Consider the following 16,483-nt stretch of genomic DNA (forward strand, 5'->3'; position numbering starts at 1 on the left):
GCCAGGGCGGCCTGAGAATTTCCGAGTTGTTCCCGAAACTCGCCGGGCATGCCGCCGACCTGGGTGGGCGGGCGGGGAATCTCCGGCCGTGCGATCGCCCGCGTCCTGGCTGGTCGCGGCGAGCGCTTCATGGTCGCCGATACCCGCGCCGCCCCCCCGGGACTCGAGGCTTTCCGTGCGGCCTATCCGGAGATCGAACTCCACCTGGGGAGCCTGGATTCGCTGGATCTGGAGGCATTCGCCGAGATCGTCGTGAGTCCTGGCATCGATCTCGAGCGGACCGGCCTGGGCGCTGTCCGGGACCGGGTCATCGGCGAGATTTCTCTGTTTGCGCGACACTGCGAAGCGCCGATCGTGGCCATCACCGGGTCCAATGCCAAGTCGACCGTGACCACGCTGGTGGGCGAGATGGCGCGGCAGGCGGGCAGGCGCGTCGCGGTCGGCGGCAACCTCGGCGATGCCGCACTGGACCTGCTGATCGATCACGCGGACGCGGAGCTGTTCGTGCTGGAGCTGTCGAGCTTTCAACTGGAGACGCTCACCGGACTGGGGGCGGCCTGCGCGGCGTTTCTGAATCTGTCGGCCGACCATCTCGATCGCCATGGCGACATGCAGGGCTACCGCCGGGCCAAGGCGCGGATTTTCGAGGGTGCCGCCCATGCCGTCGCCAACGCGGATGATGCGGCCACCTGGCCGGGACAGGAGGCGTTGAGCTGCGAGCGCTTCACCACCCACTCGCCCGGTGACGACGAGTGGGGCATCTCGAGCGTGGCGGGCGGGACGGGCGAGTGGCTTTGCCACGGCCGGCAACCGTTGATGCCGGTCGATGAACTGCGCCTGGCGGGTCGGCACAATCACGCCAACGCGCTGGCGGCGATGGCGATCGCCCATGTCGTCGGCATTGACGGGGATGTGGTCCGTGGGGTCCTTTGCCGTTTTGCCGGCTTGCCGCATCGCGGCGAGATCGTTGCCGAACGCGGCGGCGTGCGCTGGATCAACGACTCCAAAGGCACTAACGTGGGCGCGACACTGGCGGCGATCGCCGGGGTCGGGGAGACGCTGACCGGGAAACTGGTCTGGTTGGGCGGCGGAGTCGGCAAGGGCGCCGACTTCACGCCGTTGGCCGAACCGCTGGCACGCTATGCTCGGGAAGCGATCGTGTTCGGCCAGGATGCGCCGCAGTTGGTCGCCGCGCTCGAGCCGCAGGTCGCCACCTGGCGGGTCGACACGCTGGCAGACGCCGTGCGGCGCGCGGCCTCGATCGCCGAGCCGGGGGATTGCGTGCTGCTGTCGCCCGCCTGTGCAAGTCTCGACCAGTTTCCCAACTACCTGGCGCGCGGCGAGGCGTTTCGCGCCCTGCTTGATCAAGGGCAGCTCGGACAAGGGCAGGAAGCCGCATGCTGAAGGCCATGATGAAGACGTCGCAGGCGCGACTGACCACCAAGCACCAGTCGTTCGATGGCTGGCTACTGCTGGCGACGCTGTCGCTGATGCTGATCGGCTGGGTGATGGTGACCTCGGCATCCACCGAGATCGCCGCGAGCCTGACCGGCAACCCCTACTATTTCAGTATTCGTCACGGCATCTTCGTACTCGCCGCGATCGGCGTCGGGCTCGTCGCCGTGCGCCTGCCGCTCGACTGGTGGCGACAGAAAGGCCCTTTGATGCTGATCGTGGCGCTGTTGCTGCTGTTCGTCGTGCTGATCGTGGGCCGTGAAATCAACGGCAGCCGGCGCTGGATTCCGCTCGGCATCATCAATATCCAGGCGTCGGAAGTCGCCAAGCTGTGTCTGATCGTCTACATCGCCGGCTACCTGGAGCGCTTCCTGCCGGACGTGCGGCGCACCTGGGGAGCCTTCATGCGGCCGCTGGCGGTGATGGCGTTGATCGGTTTCCTGCTGATCCTCGAGCCGGACTACGGCGCCGTGGTGGTGTTGACCGGCTGCGTGATGGGCATGTTGCTGCTCTCCGGTGCCCCGCTGTGGCGATTTCTGCTGATCCTGGCCGTGGTGGGGTCGGGTGCCGTCATGCTGGCGGTGGCGGAACCCTATCGTTTGCAGCGGATCACCAGTTTCGCCAATCCCTGGGCGGATCAGTACAACACCGGCTATCAGCTGACCCAAGCGCTGATCGCCTTCGGGCGGGGGCACTGGTTCGGTCTGGGGCTGGGTAACAGCGTCCAGAAACTGTTCTACCTGCCGGAAGCACACACCGATTTCGTGTTTGCCGTGCTGGCCGAGGAGCTGGGATTGTTCGGCGCCATGGCGGTGATTCTCCTGTTCGCCCTGCTGGTCTTCCGGGCCTTCAGGATCGGACGCAAGGCGGAACTGATCGGCATCCCGTTCGCGGCTTACCTCTGCTATGGCATTGCGCTGGTCATCGGTGCACAGGCATTCATCAACATCTCCGTCAGCGCGGGCATGCTACCCACCAAAGGCTTGACGCTGCCACTTCTGAGCTACGGCGGTTCGAGTCTCATCATCAGCGGGATCATGATGGCCATACTGTTTCGCGTCGACGCCGAGGTCAGGCGGCTTCAGCGCCGAGCCGAACCCAAGGCCGCTCCCGAGCCCCCCTCCGACACCCAGGCCTCGGAGCCGGGCTCATGAGCGGCACGCGGCGCGTTCTGATCATGGCCGGCGGCACCGGCGGGCATGTCGTGCCCGCGCTCTCGCTGGCCAAGGCCCTGCGCGAACGAGGGGTGGCAGTCGAGTGGCTGGGGAGTCCGAGAGGCATCGAGAACCGTCTCGTTCCCGCTGCGGACATCCCGTTGAACCGCATCGCGGTGTCCGGGTTGCGGGGCAACGGTCTGGGCGGCTGGTTGGCGATCCCGTGGCGGCTGAGCCGGGCGATCTGGCAGGCCCGGCGGGTGATACAGCGCTTCGACCCGCAGCTCGTCGTCGGGCTCGGCGGCTTTGCCAGCGGCCCTGGAGGCCTGGCTGCGCGCTTGAGCGGAAAACCACTGGTGGTGCATGAACAGAACGCCGTCGCCGGCTTGACCAATCGGTCGTTGGCGCATCTGGCGACCCGAGTCTACGCCGCCTTCCCGGGGGCTTTCCCGCCGGCCAAGGCCGAGGTGGTCGGCAATCCAGTGCGCGACGACATCGCGGTGCTGGGAGAGACTCCCAGGACGGTCGAGCAGATGGCCGGCCGGCCGCTGCGGCTGCTGGTGCTGGGCGGGTCGCTAGGGGCGCAGTCCCTGAACCGGAAGCTGCCCGTTGCGCTGGCGGCGCTGGATCCCTCGCGGCGACCGCAGGTACGTCATCAGGCGGGGCGCGACAAGGACGACGAGACGCGGGAGGCCTATCGAGCGGCCGGCGTCGAGGTGGAGGTGAGCGCTTTCATCGACGACATGGCTGTCGCCTACGACTGGGCGGACGTCATCGTGTGTCGAGCCGGCGCCCTGACCATCGCCGAGCTCTCCGCCGCGGCCAAGCCCTCCCTGCTGGTGCCGTTCCCTCATGCCGTCGACGACCACCAGACCCATAACGCACGCCACCTCGTCGACGCGGGTGGCGCTGAATTGATACAGCAGGCCGAGCTCACCCCTGAACGTTTGCAGGCGATGCTCGAGTCACTTTTGCAGCCCGACGTGCTGGCGACAATGGCGATTCAGGCACGTCGGGTAGCCCACCTCGATGCCGTCGGGCGCCTGGTCGACGGCTGCATGGAGATCGGTTTTGAGCGATAGCATTCAGACGCGCCCGACGCGGTCGCATCTCGGCATGCGGCGTATTCGGGGCATTCATTTCGTCGGAATCGGTGGGGCCGGGATGTGCGGCATCGCCGAAGTGCTGGCCAACGAAGGCTACCAAGTCAGCGGTAGTGACCTGAGGGAATCGGCGGTCACCCACCATCTGCGAGACTGTGGCATTCGTGTCGCCATTGGCCATGCGGCGGTCAACGCAGAAGGGGCCAACGTGATCGTGGTGTCGACGGCCGTCGATCCGACCAACCCGGAGATCCAGTGGGCACGAGAGCATCGGGTGCCGGTGGTGCGCCGTGCCGAGATGCTGGCCGAGCTGATGCGCTTCCGCCACGGGATCGCGGTTGCGGGTACCCACGGCAAGACCACCACCACGAGCCTGCTGTCGACACTGTTCGCCGAGGCGGGGCTCGATCCGACGTTCGTCATTGGTGGCAAGCTGACCAGCGCGGGAACCAACGCGCGTCTCGGTTCCGGGGAGTTCCTCGTCGCCGAGGCCGACGAGTCCGATGCATCCTTCCTGCACCTGCAGCCGATGACGGCGATCGTGACGAATATCGACGCCGACCATATGGCGACTTATGACGGCGATTTTTCCCGACTGAAGACGACCTTCATCGAATTTCTGCACAACCTGCCTTTCTACGGCCGGGCCGTGCTGTGCCTCGACGATGACAACGTGCGGGAATTGCTGCCGCAGGTTCAGCGCCAATTCGTCACTTACGGTTTCAACGAAGAGGCCGATTATCGCATTCGGGACTTCCAGCAGACCGCCGACACCATTCGATTCGTCGCCGAGCGTCCCGGCGACTCCGCGGCGTTGAACATCACCCTGGCGATGCCGGGCACCCATAATGCCCTCAACGCGCTCGCGGCCATCGCCGTGGCCACCGATGCCGGCGTCGGCGACGACGATATCGTTAGAGGGCTGGCGTCTTTCGGCGGCGTCGGACGTCGTTTTCGGATTCACGGCCACTATCCGCTGTCGCAGGGCGGCGAAGTGATGCTGGTCGACGACTACGGCCACCACCCGCGTGAAGTCGAGATGGTGATTCGTGCGGTTCGCTCCGGCTGGCCGCAGCGTCGGCTGGTGATGCTCTATCAGCCCCATCGCTATACCCGAACGCGGGATCTCTACGAGGACTTCGTCAGGGTGCTCTCCGGCGTCGACACCTTGTTGCTGCTCGACGTGTATGGCGCTGGCGAAGCGCCGATTCCCGGCGCGGAAGGAAAGACGCTGGCGGGCTCGATTCGCCAGCGCGGTCAGGTCGATCCACTGTTCGTCGAGGAAAAGTCGGCACTGCCGGGGATCCTTGCGCGCGTGCTGCGGCCCGGCGATATTCTGATCACCCAGGGGGCCGGAGATATCGGCGGTATCGCCCAGGGGCTCGCCCACTGCGCGCTCAAGCTCGACGAGGTGATCCTTTGAGGCTGGTGGCCGTGTCGGAAGAGAGTGCTTGCGTCATGGAGCGACCGACGCATCCCGAGCGACGCCAGGCCGCAGCGTCGGCGGGGCGGGCACCATGAATACCAGCGCGCGGGGTACGCTGCTCGGCATCCTCATGATCGTGGTGCTGATCGGTGCCGGCGGCAGGGCGCTGTGGCTGTGGCTGGACAAGCCCATCGCACGGGTCTCGATCAGCGGTGACCTGAATTACGTCAGCGCGGCTTACCTTCAGAAGGAGTTGGCTCCCCTGGTGAGCGGCCATACCTGGCTCTCCCTCTCCTTGAGCGACCTGCGCACCGAAGCGCGCAAGATTGGCTGGCTGCGGGAAGTGACCGTCTCTCGCGAGTGGCCCAACACCCTGCGGTTCGTGCTTTACGAGCAAGATCCGGTCGCTCGCTGGAATGACGAGCTGCTGCTGAATAGTCGCGGTCAGCCATTCTCGCCCGGGCCGGTGAGCGATTTCGGGCGGCGTCTCCCCGACCTCGGTGGCCCCGACGGCACGGGGCGGGAGGTGCTGGGTTATTACGACTCCCTGCGCCGTGCGCTGTCCGATCTCGGGCTCTCGATCACCCAGTTGAGGCTCGAGCCACGTGGCGCCTGGCGCTTTCAAATCAATGATGGCGTCTGGGTGATTCTCGGGCGGACGGACTTGGACGCGAGGTTGGCTCGCTTTATTGCCGCATGGAAACGACAGTTGGGACAGGAGGCGTCGCAGATACGCTACATCGATCTCCGTTATCCCAATGGCGTTTCGGTGGCGAGACATGGCGAAACGGCCCCCGTCTCGAGCGATTAGTTCGGGATTCCCGGGTGACAAGCCGGCCCCGATCCCGCGGCTGGCGTCGTCTCCGGCCTCACGATCTGAAAGGATGTGTGTGTCGTGAGTGACGACTTCTTACTCGTCGGGCCCCGTACTTAACCTCGTCTAACGTCGCGGAGCCGTTATTTTCGGAGCGCTTTAATAGCGGCAAGACTCCTTCCTTATTTCCCTTTTAAAGAAAAAGGGCTTAATGTGGCTTTTGTTTCAGCGATGGGCTGGTGAAAAGGGTCGTCTTGTTCCTATAATAAGCGCGAATCTTTGTTGGCCCATTTTTATCCGGTTTATCGGTGAAGTTTGAGGAGCGACCCCGACCTATGGCAGGACAATCCAACGCTTCCAATATGGTGGTCGGGCTGGATATCGGAACATCCAAGGTGGTCGCCATCGTGGGGCAACCCACTGACGATGGCGGGTTGGAAATTGCCGGGATTGGTTCGCATCCTTCGCGTGGCATGAAGAAGGGTGTCGTGATCAATATCGAGTCAACCGTTCAGTCGATTCAGCGCGCCGTAGAAGAAGCCGAGCTGATGGCAGGTTGCGACATCCACTCTGTCTACGTCGGGATCGCCGGCAGCCATATCAGCTCCATGAATTCCGATGGTGTCGTGGCGATCAAGGAGCGGGAGGTCGCGCCCGCCGACATCGATCGCGTCATCGACTCCGCCCGTGCGCGGGCCATTTCCGAGGGGCAGCGCGTGCTGCACGTGATTCCCCAGGAGTTCGCCATCGACACCCAGGAGGGGATTCGCGAGCCGCTGGGGATGTCCGGCGTTCGGCTGGAAGCTCGCGTCCACCTGGTGACCGCCGCGATGAACGCCGTCCAGAATATCGAGAAGTGCGTCCGCCGCTGTGGCCTGGAAGTCGATGACATCATTCTCGAGCAACTGGCCTCGAGCCACGCGGTGCTGACCGAGGACGAGCGCGAGCTCGGCGTTTGCATGGTCGATATCGGTGGCGGGACCACCGACATCGCCGTCTTCACCGAGGGCGCCATTCGACACACCGCCGTGATCCCGATAGCCGGGGATCAGGTGACCAACGATATCGCCATGGCGCTGCGCACGCCGACCCAGTACGCCGAGGATATCAAGGTCAAGTACGCCTGCGCGCTGACACAGTTGGCGAGCAGCGATGAGATGATCAAGGTGCCCAGCGTCGGCGACCGGCCGGCCCGGGACCTCTCCCGCCAGGCGCTGGCGGAAGTCGTGGAACCCCGTTACGAGGAACTCTTTACGCTGGTGCGCGAGGAGCTTCGCCGCAGCGGCTACGAGGATCTGGTGGCGGCCGGAATCGTGTTGACGGGGGGCACCTCTCGAATGGAGGGGGTGGTCGAGCTGGCGGAGGAGATATTCCACATGCCGGTCCGTATCGCGTGCCCGTACAACGTCCGTGGCTTGGCGGACGTGGTACGCAACCCGATTTATTCGACGGGGGTAGGTTTGCTACTCTACGGAATGAAGGACGCCAAGCACTCTCGCGCAGTATCAGCCCAGCCTCAAAGGGAAGACTCACTTCCCCGGCGCGCAACCAGGGATGAGGTTTCGACGCTGGAGCGACTCAAAGGCTGGTTTAAAGGAAATTTCTGACAGGCCGCAAGCGGTCTTGGAGACGGGGCAATGTTCGAACTAGTAGATAACGCACCTTCTAGTAGTGCAGTCATCAAAGTCATCGGTGTCGGCGGCGGCGGCGGCAACGCCGTCAACCACATGGTCGAGAGTAACATCGAAGGCGTCGAGTTCATCTGCGCCAACACCGATGCCCAGGCGCTCAAGCGCGTGGCGGCCAAGACCGTTCTCCAGCTGGGTGGCGAGATCACCAAGGGGTTGGGTGCCGGGGCCAATCCGGATGTGGGGCGCCAGGCGGCCATGGAGGATCGCGATCGCATCGCCGAGATGCTCCAGGGCGCGGACATGATCTTCATCACCGCCGGCATGGGCGGTGGTACGGGTACCGGCGGCGCCCCCGTGGTCGCCCAGGTGGCCAAGGAGCTGGGAATCCTGACCGTCGCCGTCGTCACGCGCCCCTTCCCGTTCGAAGGGCCGAAGCGCATGCGCGCGGCCGAAGAGGGAATGAAAGAGCTCTCCGAGTACGTCGATTCGCTGATCACCATCCCCAACGAGAAGCTGCTGTCGGTGCTGGGCAAGAACGCCAGCCTGCTGACCGCCTTCAGTGCCGCCAACGATGTGCTGCTGGGCGCCGTTCAGGGTATCGCCGAACTGATCACCAGCCCGGGTATCATCAACGTCGACTTCGCCGACGTGCGTACGGTGATGTCCGAGATGGGGATGGCGATGATGGGAACCGGCGCGGCGACCGGCGAGAACCGTGCCCGCGAAGCGGCCGAGAAAGCCATTCGCAGCCCGCTGCTCGAGGATATCGACCTGCACGGCGCCCGCGGCATTCTGGTCAACATCACGGCTGGCCCGGATCTCTCCATCGGTGAATTCAACGATGTGGGGGCGACGGTCCAGGAGTTCGCCTCCCAGGATGCGACCATCGTGGTGGGTACCGCCATCGATATGGAGATGTCCGACGAGCTGCGCGTGACCGTCGTCGCCGCGGGATTGGATGCCCAGAAGGAGAAGGCCATTCCCCGCGAAACCGCCGCTTCCCGCCCGGAAACGACCGACTATCGCAAGCTTCAGCAGCCGGCCGTCATGCGTCAGCAGGCCGCACGCGCCGAGCAGGAAGCGGCAGCGAAGAAGTCGCAGCAGGAGAAGCGCAAGACATCGGACATGGACGATTACCTCGACATTCCGGCGTTCCTGCGTCGTCAGGCGGATTGATAGACCAATGGACTGCCCATCATCATTTTGTAACGTCGATATGGTTGGTGGGCCGATGGTTTGGTGTTATAGTGAACACCGTTTCCAAACCATTTGACTGTCAGGTCGATGCCCATGATCAAACAACGAACGCTGCAGAACACGATCCGCGCCACAGGCGTAGGGCTCCATTCCGGAGAAAAAGTGTATCTGACGTTGCGTCCTGCGACGCCCAACACGGGCATCGTCTTCGTGCGTACCGACCTCGACCCGGTGGTGCACATCCCTGCACACGCTGAAAGCGTCACCGACACCAACCTCTGCACGGCGCTCTCCAAGGATGGCGTCAAGGTTGCCACCGTCGAGCACCTGATGTCGGCGTTCGCGGGGTTGGGGATCGACAACGCCTACGTCGAATTGAGCGCACCGGAAGTGCCGATCATGGATGGCAGCGCCGGCCCCTTCGTCTTCCTGATCCAGTCGGCGGGTATTGCCGAGCAGTCGGCGCCGAAGCAGTTCATTCGTATCAAGCGCGAAGTGACCGTCAACGACGACGGCAAGCAGGCGACCTTTCTACCGCACAACGGATTCAAGGTCAGTTTCGCGATCGATTTCGATCACCCCGTCTTCGAACAGCAGAAGCAGACCGCGACCGTCGATTTTTCCACGACTTCCTTCGTCAAGGAGGTGTCGCGAGCGCGCACGTTCGGTTTCATGCGCGACCTGGAGTTCCTGCGCTCGCAGAACCTGGCGCTGGGGGGGAGTCTCGACAACGCCATCGTCGTCGACGACTACCGTATCGTGAACCAGGACGGCCTCCGCTACGACGACGAGTTCGTGAAGCACAAGATGCTCGATGCGATCGGCGATCTCTACCAGCTCGGCTACAGCCTGATCGGCGAGTTCAGAGGCTACAAGTCCGGTCATGGGCTCAACAATCAGCTCTGCCGTGAACTGCTGGCTCATCCGGAGGCTTACGAGATCGTGACGTTCGAAGAGACGTCGCAGTCGGCGCCGATATCCTACGCGGCGCCAGCCATGGCCTGAGTAGCGCTGGCACACCCTGGAAAGCATCATCTCCAGCCGTTGAATTCGACGCCGATCCCAGGATCGGCGTCGTCGTTTCCGATCGGTTGGTCCCGCCCCTCGATCCATGGGCCGGGCGATGCCTGACGCGGAGCAGCATGAGCGTTCAGCCCGGTTCAGGTGGCGGAACCGTCGTCCGATTCCGGTGCGACTTGGGCGTGGGAGGCCAGCCGGTTCAGCGAGCGCTTGAGCGGGGAGTCTTCCAGGCCCTCCGCGCAGTGGGAGAGTGCGTCGGCGCCGGCGGGCGACAGTCGACGCGTCTGGCGTGGCAGCGCCTTGACGGGCCGGATCGGGCGTACCTTCAGCGAGAATTTCATCACCGCCTCGAAACCGGGCAGTTGGTGCAGCAGCTCGAGCAGCCGGGGCTGTTCGTAACGCAGCCACGTCAACCATGCGGCGCGATCGGTGATCAGCGTCAACACGCCGTTGCGGTAGCCGCCGACGTAGAGGTGCTCGGCCACGTCCGGTGGGAGTTGTCGCCTCAGGTGGTTCTGGGCGCGTTCGATCAACGTCGCCATGCGCATCACGTCGCCCAATCCTCCCGGTTGCTCAAGGAGTCGGGAAACGGGCTGGGCTCGTAAACGCTTAGCCTTTATACTCATCGGCTTGCACGCGGTGGGGAAAGACCCGCTAAACCTATCACGGCGCGGAGTTCGTCGACAGCATGACTTCGGTCAAAGCGCAGTCCGGTCAGCGTGGCGCCATCTGGCGCCCCCGGCAGCGAGCCCATTGGTGGCTGGCCAGTGTGCTGGTCGGTTGTCTGCTGCCCGCGGGCTTGATGCCCGCCGAGGCGATGCGGCTGGCCGAGCGTTTGACTCAGGTCTACCTGATGGCCCCGGAGGCCATTCGGGCCGAGTCCCGGCGCGTCGCACGCATCGCCGCCAAGCGTCCCCTGCACCCGCGGACCATGACCCCCTCGCCGCAGCCGCGGCGGATTCCCCTCGAACCCCTGGTTGCCCCCAGCGCCGCCCTGGACGTGCTGTCCCGCCGAGGCCCGCCTGTGTCCGCCTGATGACCGTCATATCTCTCTCATCATCACCGGCAGCCGGTGCTGGCCTCGTCGTCGCATGGCTGCCTCCGGGGCACGCAGGAATACATCATGTTGAATGCAATACTACACAAGCTGGTCGGTTCCAAGAACGACCGCGACGTCAAGCGCATGCGCAAGCAGGTGGCGGCGATCAACGAACTGGAAGCCCAGTTCGAAGCGCTCGATGACACGGCGCTCAAGGCCAAGACTGCCGAGTTTCGTCGTCGCCTGGCCGATGGCGAGAAGCACGAATCCATGCTGCCGGAAGCGTTCGCCACCGTCCGGGAGGCGAGCAAGCGCGTGCTCGGCATGCGTCATTTCGATGTCCAGATGGTTGGCGGCATGGCGCTGCACGAGGGCCGGATCGCCGAGATGAAGACCGGTGAGGGCAAGACGCTGGTCGGGACGTTGTCGGTCTACTTCAATGCGCTGCTGGGGAAAGGCGTGCATGTGGTCACGGTCAACGACTACCTGGCCAGCCGTGACGCCAACTGGATGCGCCCGCTCTACGAATTCCTTGGGCTCAGTGTCGGGGTCATCGCCTCCGGCCAGCCGAACGAGGAGAAGAAGCAGGCTTATGCCTGCGATATCACCTATGGGACCAACAACGAGTACGGCTTCGACTACCTGCGCGACAACATGGCCTTCTCGCTGCAGGACAAGGTCCAGCGACCGCTGCACTACGCGATCATCGACGAGGTCGACTCGATCCTGATCGATGAAGCGCGCACGCCGCTGATCATCTCCGGCCCCGTGGAAGAGAACGTCGAACTCTATCGCACCATTCACGCGCTCTCCAAGCAGCTCAAGCAGTGTAGCGACGAGGAGGACCCGACCACCGGCGATTTCCTGATCGACGAGAAGCAGAAGCAGGTGGAGTTGACGGAGGAGGGTCACCAGCAGGTCGAGCAGCTGATGCGGGAGGCGGGCCTGCTCAAGTCGGAAGACTCGCTCTACGCGGTCCAGAACCTCGGGCTGCTGCCTCTACCATCGCGATGTCGACTACATCGTCTCGGACGGCAACGTGGTGATCGTCGACGAGCACACCGGGCGTACCATGCCGGGTCGCCGCTGGTCCGAAGGTCTGCACCAGGCGGTGGAAGCCAAGGAAGGGGTGGCGATCCAGCGCGAGAGCCAGACGCTGGCCTCCACCACCTTCCAGAACTATTTCCGCCTCTACGAGAAATTGGCCGGGATGACCGGTACCGCCGACACCGAGGCCTTCGAGTTCAATCACATCTACGGGCTCGACGTGCTGGTGATTCCCACCAATCGTCCGTTGGCGCGCCAGGATCTGAACGATCTGGTCTACCTGAGTGCCGAGGAGAAGTACGCCGCGATCATCGAGGACGTCAACACGCAGCGCGAGGCCAACCGGCCGGTGCTGGTGGGTACCGCGTCCATCGAGACCTCGGAGTATCTCTCCAAGCTGATGCAGGCGAAGCAGATTCCCCACAACGTCCTCAACGCCAAGCAGCACGAAAGCGAGGCCGAAATCATTGCCCAGGCGGGTCGCCCCGGCGCCGTCACGCTGGCCACCAACATGGCGGGCCGGGGTACCGATATCGTGCTCGGCGGCAACTGGGAAGCCGAGGTCGCCAAGCTCGAGGATCCCAGCGAGGCGCAGATCGAGTCGATCAAGGCGGAGTGGCAGCAGCGTCATGATGCCGTGCTCGAGTCCGGCGGCCTGCACGTGATCGGCTCCGAGCGGCACGAGTCCCGCCGGATCGACAACCAGCTGCGTGGCCGTGCCGGCCGCCAGGGTGACCCGGGCTCGACACGTTTCTTCCTGTCGCTGGAAGACAGCCTCATGCGCCTGTTCGGCTCCGACCGGGTACAGCGTCTGATGGGTGCGCTGGGGCTCGAGGAGGGCGAGGCCATCGAGCACAAGATGGTCTCCAACGCGGTCGAGCGGGCGCAGAAGAAGGTCGAAGGCCGCAACTTCGATATCCGCAAGCAGCTGCTGGAGTACGACGACGTCTCCAACGACCAGCGCCGGGTCATCTACGAGCAGCGCGACGATATCCTCGCCGCCGACGATATCTCCGACAACGTCGCCAGCATCCGCGACGAAGTGCTCGAGCAGACGATCTCCGAGTACGTGCCGCCCCAGAGTCTGCCGGAGCAGTGGGAGCTGGCGGGGCTGCAGGATCAGCTCAAGCAGGAGTTCAACATCGACCTGCCGCTGGTGCAGTGGGCGGAGGAGGACGACAACTTCAACGAGGAAGTGCTGCGTCAACGCCTGCTGGACCAGCACCGTGGCCAATATCTCGCCAAGGTCGAAGCGATCGGTGGCGAGATGATGCGACGCTTCGAGAAGCAGGTGATGCTGCAGGTGCTGGATACACGCTGGAAGGAGCACCTGCAGTCGATGGATCACCTTCGCCGCGGCATTCACCTGCGGGGCTATGCCCAGAAGAATCCGAAGCAGGAGTACAAGCGCGAGGCGTTCGAGCTGTTCCAGTCGCTGCTCTACAACATCAAGCATGACGTTACCCGTATCCTGAGCCATGTGCAGGTGCGGCGTCAGGAAGAGGTCGAGGATCTGGAGCGCCAGCGTCGCGAAGCGCTCGAGCGGGAGAAGGCGGCCAGCCAATCGGTCCACGAGGAGGCTGTCACCGCGGCCCGGCAGACGGCCGAAGGGGCGGGGGAAGCGGCAGACGAGCCGGCCGAGGATGGTGCCCAGCCGGTGCGCCGGGAGGGCCCGAAAGTCGGACGTAACGATCCTTGCCCGTGCGGTTCCGGCAAGAAGTACAAGCAGTGCCATGGTGCGCTGAGCTGAGAATGGCCAGGAACACGGGGCAGGCCTGTGTTCCTCGAGGAGAATGGGATGGCCGTAGGTAAATCACTGTTTCCCCGGATGCCGGCGCTCGAGGGCGTGCGACTGGGAACCGCGATGGCGGGTATCAAGAAGCCGAACCGTCGTGATCTGGTGGTGATCGAGGTGCCCGAGGGCGCCTCCGTCGCCGCCACGTTCACCCGCAACGCCTTCTGCGCGGCGCCCGTGCACGTCGCTCGGGACCACCTGCAGCAGGCGACGCCACGCTTCCTGCTGATCAATACCGGCAATGCCAATGCCGGTACCGGTGCCCGCGGCCGCAACGATGCCGAGGCGTGCTGCCGTGCGCTGGCTGCGCTAACCGGAACCGAGAGCCATCATGTACTGCCGTTCTCGACCGGGGTGATCGGGGAGCCGCTGCCGGTGGCCCGAATCACGGACGGTCTGGCCGCCGCCCTGGAAGCGCTGGACGCCGACGGCTGGGCGCTTGCCGCCGAGGGCATCATGACCACCGATACCCGGATCAAGGGCGCTTCGGCCCAGGTCGAGCTCGGCGGTGGTACGGTCACCATCAACGGGATCAGCAAGGGCTCCGGAATGATCCAGCCCAACATGGCGACCATGCTCGGATTCGTCGCCTGCGATGCGGCGATCGATCAGGACCGGCTCCAGCAGTGGCTGCGCGAAGCGGTGCGGGTCTCTTTCAACTCGATCACGGTGGATTCGGATACCTCCACCAACGATGCCTGCACGCTGATCGCCACCGGGGCCCGCGTGTCGAGTCGGCCGACGATGAACGTCGGTTCCGCGAGGCGCTGACATCGGTGCTCGTCGAACTGGCGCAGGCGATCATCCGTGATGGCGAAGGGGCGACCAAGTTCGTCACGTTGCAGGTCGAGGAGGCGGAAAGCGTCGACGAGGCGCGGGCGGTGGCGTTCACGGTCGCCCATTCGCCGCTGGTCAAGACGGCGCTCTACGCCAGCGACGCCAACTGGGGTCGAATCCTGGCCGCCGTCGGGCGGGCGCCGGTGAAGGATCTGGACGTCGAGCGCATCGTCATCGATCTCGGTGGCGAGCGCCTGGTGGAGCATGGCGGTCGCGCCGACGGTTACACCGAAGAGGCGGGGAGCCGGGTGATGGCGCAGGAGGAGATCGTCATCCGGATCCGCCTCGGTCGCGGCGACGCCAGCGCCACGATCTGGACATCGGACCTGTCCCACGATTACGTATCGATCAACGCGGATTACCGCAGTTGAACGCTTTCTGACGGAGAGCGATATTCCGAAGCCGGATGTCGCCGTCAAACACTGAAGTGGCGCGAGAGACTTAGCAAGATGATCAAGAGACGGGTCCATGTGGCGGCTGCCGCCGTCATCCGAGGCGACGGGCGAGTGCTGATTGCCAGGCGTCCGGCGACGGTCGACCAGGGCGGTCTGTGGGAGTTTCCGGGGGGCAAGCTGGCGCCCTACGAAACCGGCTTCGAGGCGCTCAAGCGGGAGCTGAGCGAGGAACTCGGCATTCAGATCCTGCGCGCACAGCCATTGATTCGGGTGCATCACGAGTACGCCGACAAGCATATCCTGCTGGATGTGTGGCAGGTACGCGAGTACGAAGGCGACCCCTACGGCAGAGAGGGGCAGCCGGTGCGGTGGGTCGAGGTCGACGATCTGACCAACTACGCCTTCCCGGCGGCCAATCTGCCGATTCTGCGCGCGGTGGCGCTGCCCCAGGAGTATCTCATCACCGCCGAAGAGGCGGATGACTCCGTCTTTCTCGACCGGCTCGAGCGTGCCCTGAAAGAGGACAGCATCCGCCTGGTGCAGTTGCGCGCCAAGGGGCTGGATGATCCGGCCTACCAGGCCCGTGCGGAGAAGACCCTGGAACTGTGCCGGCGCTACGGCGCCAAGTTGCTGCTGAACGCCGATCCCGAGTGGCTGCAGCGGGTCGATGCCGATGGCATTCATCTGACCAGCGCCAGGTTGATGGAGCTCAAGCGACGCCCGGTTCCCAGCGACAAGTGGCTGGGCGCCTCGACCCATGGCGAAGAACAGCTGACCCAGGCCGGGCAGATCGACTGCGACTTCGTCACTCTCTCGCCGTTGGCGCCGACCCCATCGCATCCTGAAGCGGTGACGATCGGGTGGCACGATTTCCAGCAGATGGTGGAGATGGCGGCGATGCCGGTCTTCGCGCTGGGCGGGATGACGCGCCACCATGCGAATCAGGCGCGGGCCGTCGGGGCGCAGGGGATCGCATCGATTCGCGATTTCTGGCGTAACGATTCCTGAGCCACGAGCCACGAGCCACGAGCCACGAGCTACGAGCTACGGGCTACGGGCCAAGAGCCAAAAACGAAGACGCCGCACCCCTGGGTGCGGCGTCTTCGTTTCCGGCCATGGAATCAGGCTGTAGCAAGCGTCGACATTCAGGGTGAGCGGACTACTCGCCGCGTTCGAGCCGGTCGATGAGTTCGTCGAGTTCGGTTTCATCCATGTGCGGTTCGCCCGGGATGCGGTGGGAGCCATCCGCCCAGGCGCCCAGGTCGATCAGCTTGCAGCGCTTGGAGCAGAACGGCCGATAGGCGTTTTCGGTCGTCCAGGCAACCGGTTGCTGGCACTGGGGGCAGGGGACGGTCAGCCCCTTGCCGGCGCCCTTGTCGTTGCTTGGGTCGTTGGATCGAGTCATAGAGAGATATCGTGTCGGTGGCTAACGTGTCGGGGCGAGGGTGTCGAAGGAGCGTCATCCCGCTGGAGAGCGCAATTGGCGGTACTTGGCATCCAGCCCAGCGACCTGATCGAGCAGGTGTCGTCGAGTGCCTCCATTGTCGATGACGTCGTCGGCGGCTGCAAG

At 64.4% G+C, this 16,483-nt stretch carries 12 protein-coding genes and 2 pseudogenes; 12 read left to right on the plus strand and 2 right to left on the minus strand.

All coding sequences use genetic code 11. The annotated features are described in order from the left end of the window. Positions 1–48 precede the first annotated feature (48 nt). The 8 genes from murD to lpxC all read left to right on the plus strand — a co-directional run bounded on the left by murD (position 49) and on the right by lpxC (position 9,785). The gene (gene murD, locus AC3AYF_RS08355; RefSeq protein WP_487779617.1) at positions 49–1,404 is read left to right on the plus strand and encodes a UDP-N-acetylmuramoyl-L-alanine--D-glutamate ligase; all 1,356 of its coding nucleotides are present in this window, start codon (positions 49–51) and stop codon (positions 1,402–1,404) included. Continuing rightward, positions 1,398–2,609, plus strand: coding sequence for a putative lipid II flippase FtsW (gene ftsW, locus AC3AYF_RS08360; RefSeq protein ID WP_295036528.1), 1,212 nt, complete (start codon positions 1,398–1,400; stop codon positions 2,607–2,609). The genes murD and ftsW overlap by 7 nt, the downstream gene beginning before the upstream one ends. After that, positions 2,606–3,691: an undecaprenyldiphospho-muramoylpentapeptide beta-N-acetylglucosaminyltransferase gene (gene murG, locus AC3AYF_RS08365; protein WP_295036527.1), complete on the plus strand. Its 1,086-nt coding sequence runs from the start codon at positions 2,606–2,608 to the stop codon at positions 3,689–3,691. The genes ftsW and murG overlap by 4 nt, the downstream gene beginning before the upstream one ends. Positions 3,692–3,725: 34 nt before the next feature. Then, on the plus strand, positions 3,726–5,135 hold the full coding sequence (murC, locus tag AC3AYF_RS08370; protein WP_487779619.1) for a UDP-N-acetylmuramate--L-alanine ligase: 1,410 nt from the start codon (positions 3,726–3,728) through the stop codon (positions 5,133–5,135). Between the two features lie 94 nt (positions 5,136–5,229). Next, positions 5,230–5,949 (plus strand): cell division protein FtsQ/DivIB, encoded by a 720-nt coding sequence (locus AC3AYF_RS08375; protein WP_295036526.1) that lies wholly within the window; start codon positions 5,230–5,232, stop codon positions 5,947–5,949. A 338-nt stretch (positions 5,950–6,287) separates the two neighbouring features. Continuing rightward, positions 6,288–7,559, plus strand: a complete 1,272-nt coding sequence (ftsA, locus tag AC3AYF_RS08380) for a cell division protein FtsA (RefSeq protein WP_149434005.1) — start codon at positions 6,288–6,290, stop codon at positions 7,557–7,559. A 30-nt stretch (positions 7,560–7,589) separates the two neighbouring features. After that, a complete protein-coding gene (gene ftsZ / locus AC3AYF_RS08385) occupies positions 7,590–8,759 on the plus strand; it encodes a cell division protein FtsZ (RefSeq protein ID WP_149434006.1) in 1,170 nt (389 codons plus the stop codon). Positions 8,760–8,873: 114 nt separating this feature from the next. Next, positions 8,874–9,785 (plus strand): UDP-3-O-acyl-N-acetylglucosamine deacetylase, encoded by a 912-nt coding sequence (lpxC, locus tag AC3AYF_RS08390; RefSeq protein WP_295036525.1) that lies wholly within the window; start codon positions 8,874–8,876, stop codon positions 9,783–9,785. Positions 9,786–9,940: 155 nt separating this feature from the next. Here the strand turns inward: lpxC and AC3AYF_RS08395 are convergent, their stop codons facing one another. Continuing rightward, positions 9,941–10,342 (minus strand): DUF721 domain-containing protein, encoded by a 402-nt coding sequence (locus AC3AYF_RS08395; protein ID WP_365676937.1) that lies wholly within the window; start codon positions 10,340–10,342, stop codon positions 9,941–9,943. Between the two features lie 146 nt (positions 10,343–10,488). Here AC3AYF_RS08395 and AC3AYF_RS08400 point away from each other — a divergent pair, with 146 nt between their 5' ends. The 4 genes and pseudogenes from AC3AYF_RS08400 to AC3AYF_RS08415 all read left to right on the plus strand — a co-directional run bounded on the left by AC3AYF_RS08400 (position 10,489) and on the right by AC3AYF_RS08415 (position 15,921). Then, complete coding sequence (locus AC3AYF_RS08400; protein WP_295036523.1) at positions 10,489–10,836, plus strand: hypothetical protein; 348 nt, start codon at positions 10,489–10,491, stop codon at positions 10,834–10,836. A gap of 87 nt (positions 10,837–10,923) precedes the next feature. Next, a pseudogene (secA, locus tag AC3AYF_RS08405) lies at positions 10,924–13,636 on the plus strand (preprotein translocase subunit SecA). 48 nt (positions 13,637–13,684) lie between these two features. Continuing rightward, positions 13,685–14,889: pseudogene (gene argJ / locus AC3AYF_RS08410) on the plus strand (bifunctional glutamate N-acetyltransferase/amino-acid acetyltransferase ArgJ). 78 nt (positions 14,890–14,967) lie between these two features. Beyond that, on the plus strand, positions 14,968–15,921 hold the full coding sequence (locus AC3AYF_RS08415) for a Nudix family hydrolase (RefSeq protein WP_487779618.1): 954 nt from the start codon (positions 14,968–14,970) through the stop codon (positions 15,919–15,921). Between the two features lie 151 nt (positions 15,922–16,072). Here AC3AYF_RS08415 and yacG read toward each other — a convergent pair whose 3' ends face one another. After that, positions 16,073–16,318 (minus strand): DNA gyrase inhibitor YacG, encoded by a 246-nt coding sequence (gene yacG / locus AC3AYF_RS08420; protein WP_295036519.1) that lies wholly within the window; start codon positions 16,316–16,318, stop codon positions 16,073–16,075. Between the last annotated feature and the right edge of the window lie 165 nt (positions 16,319–16,483).

The sequence above is a fragment of the Salinicola sp. genome, assembly GCF_982684285.1.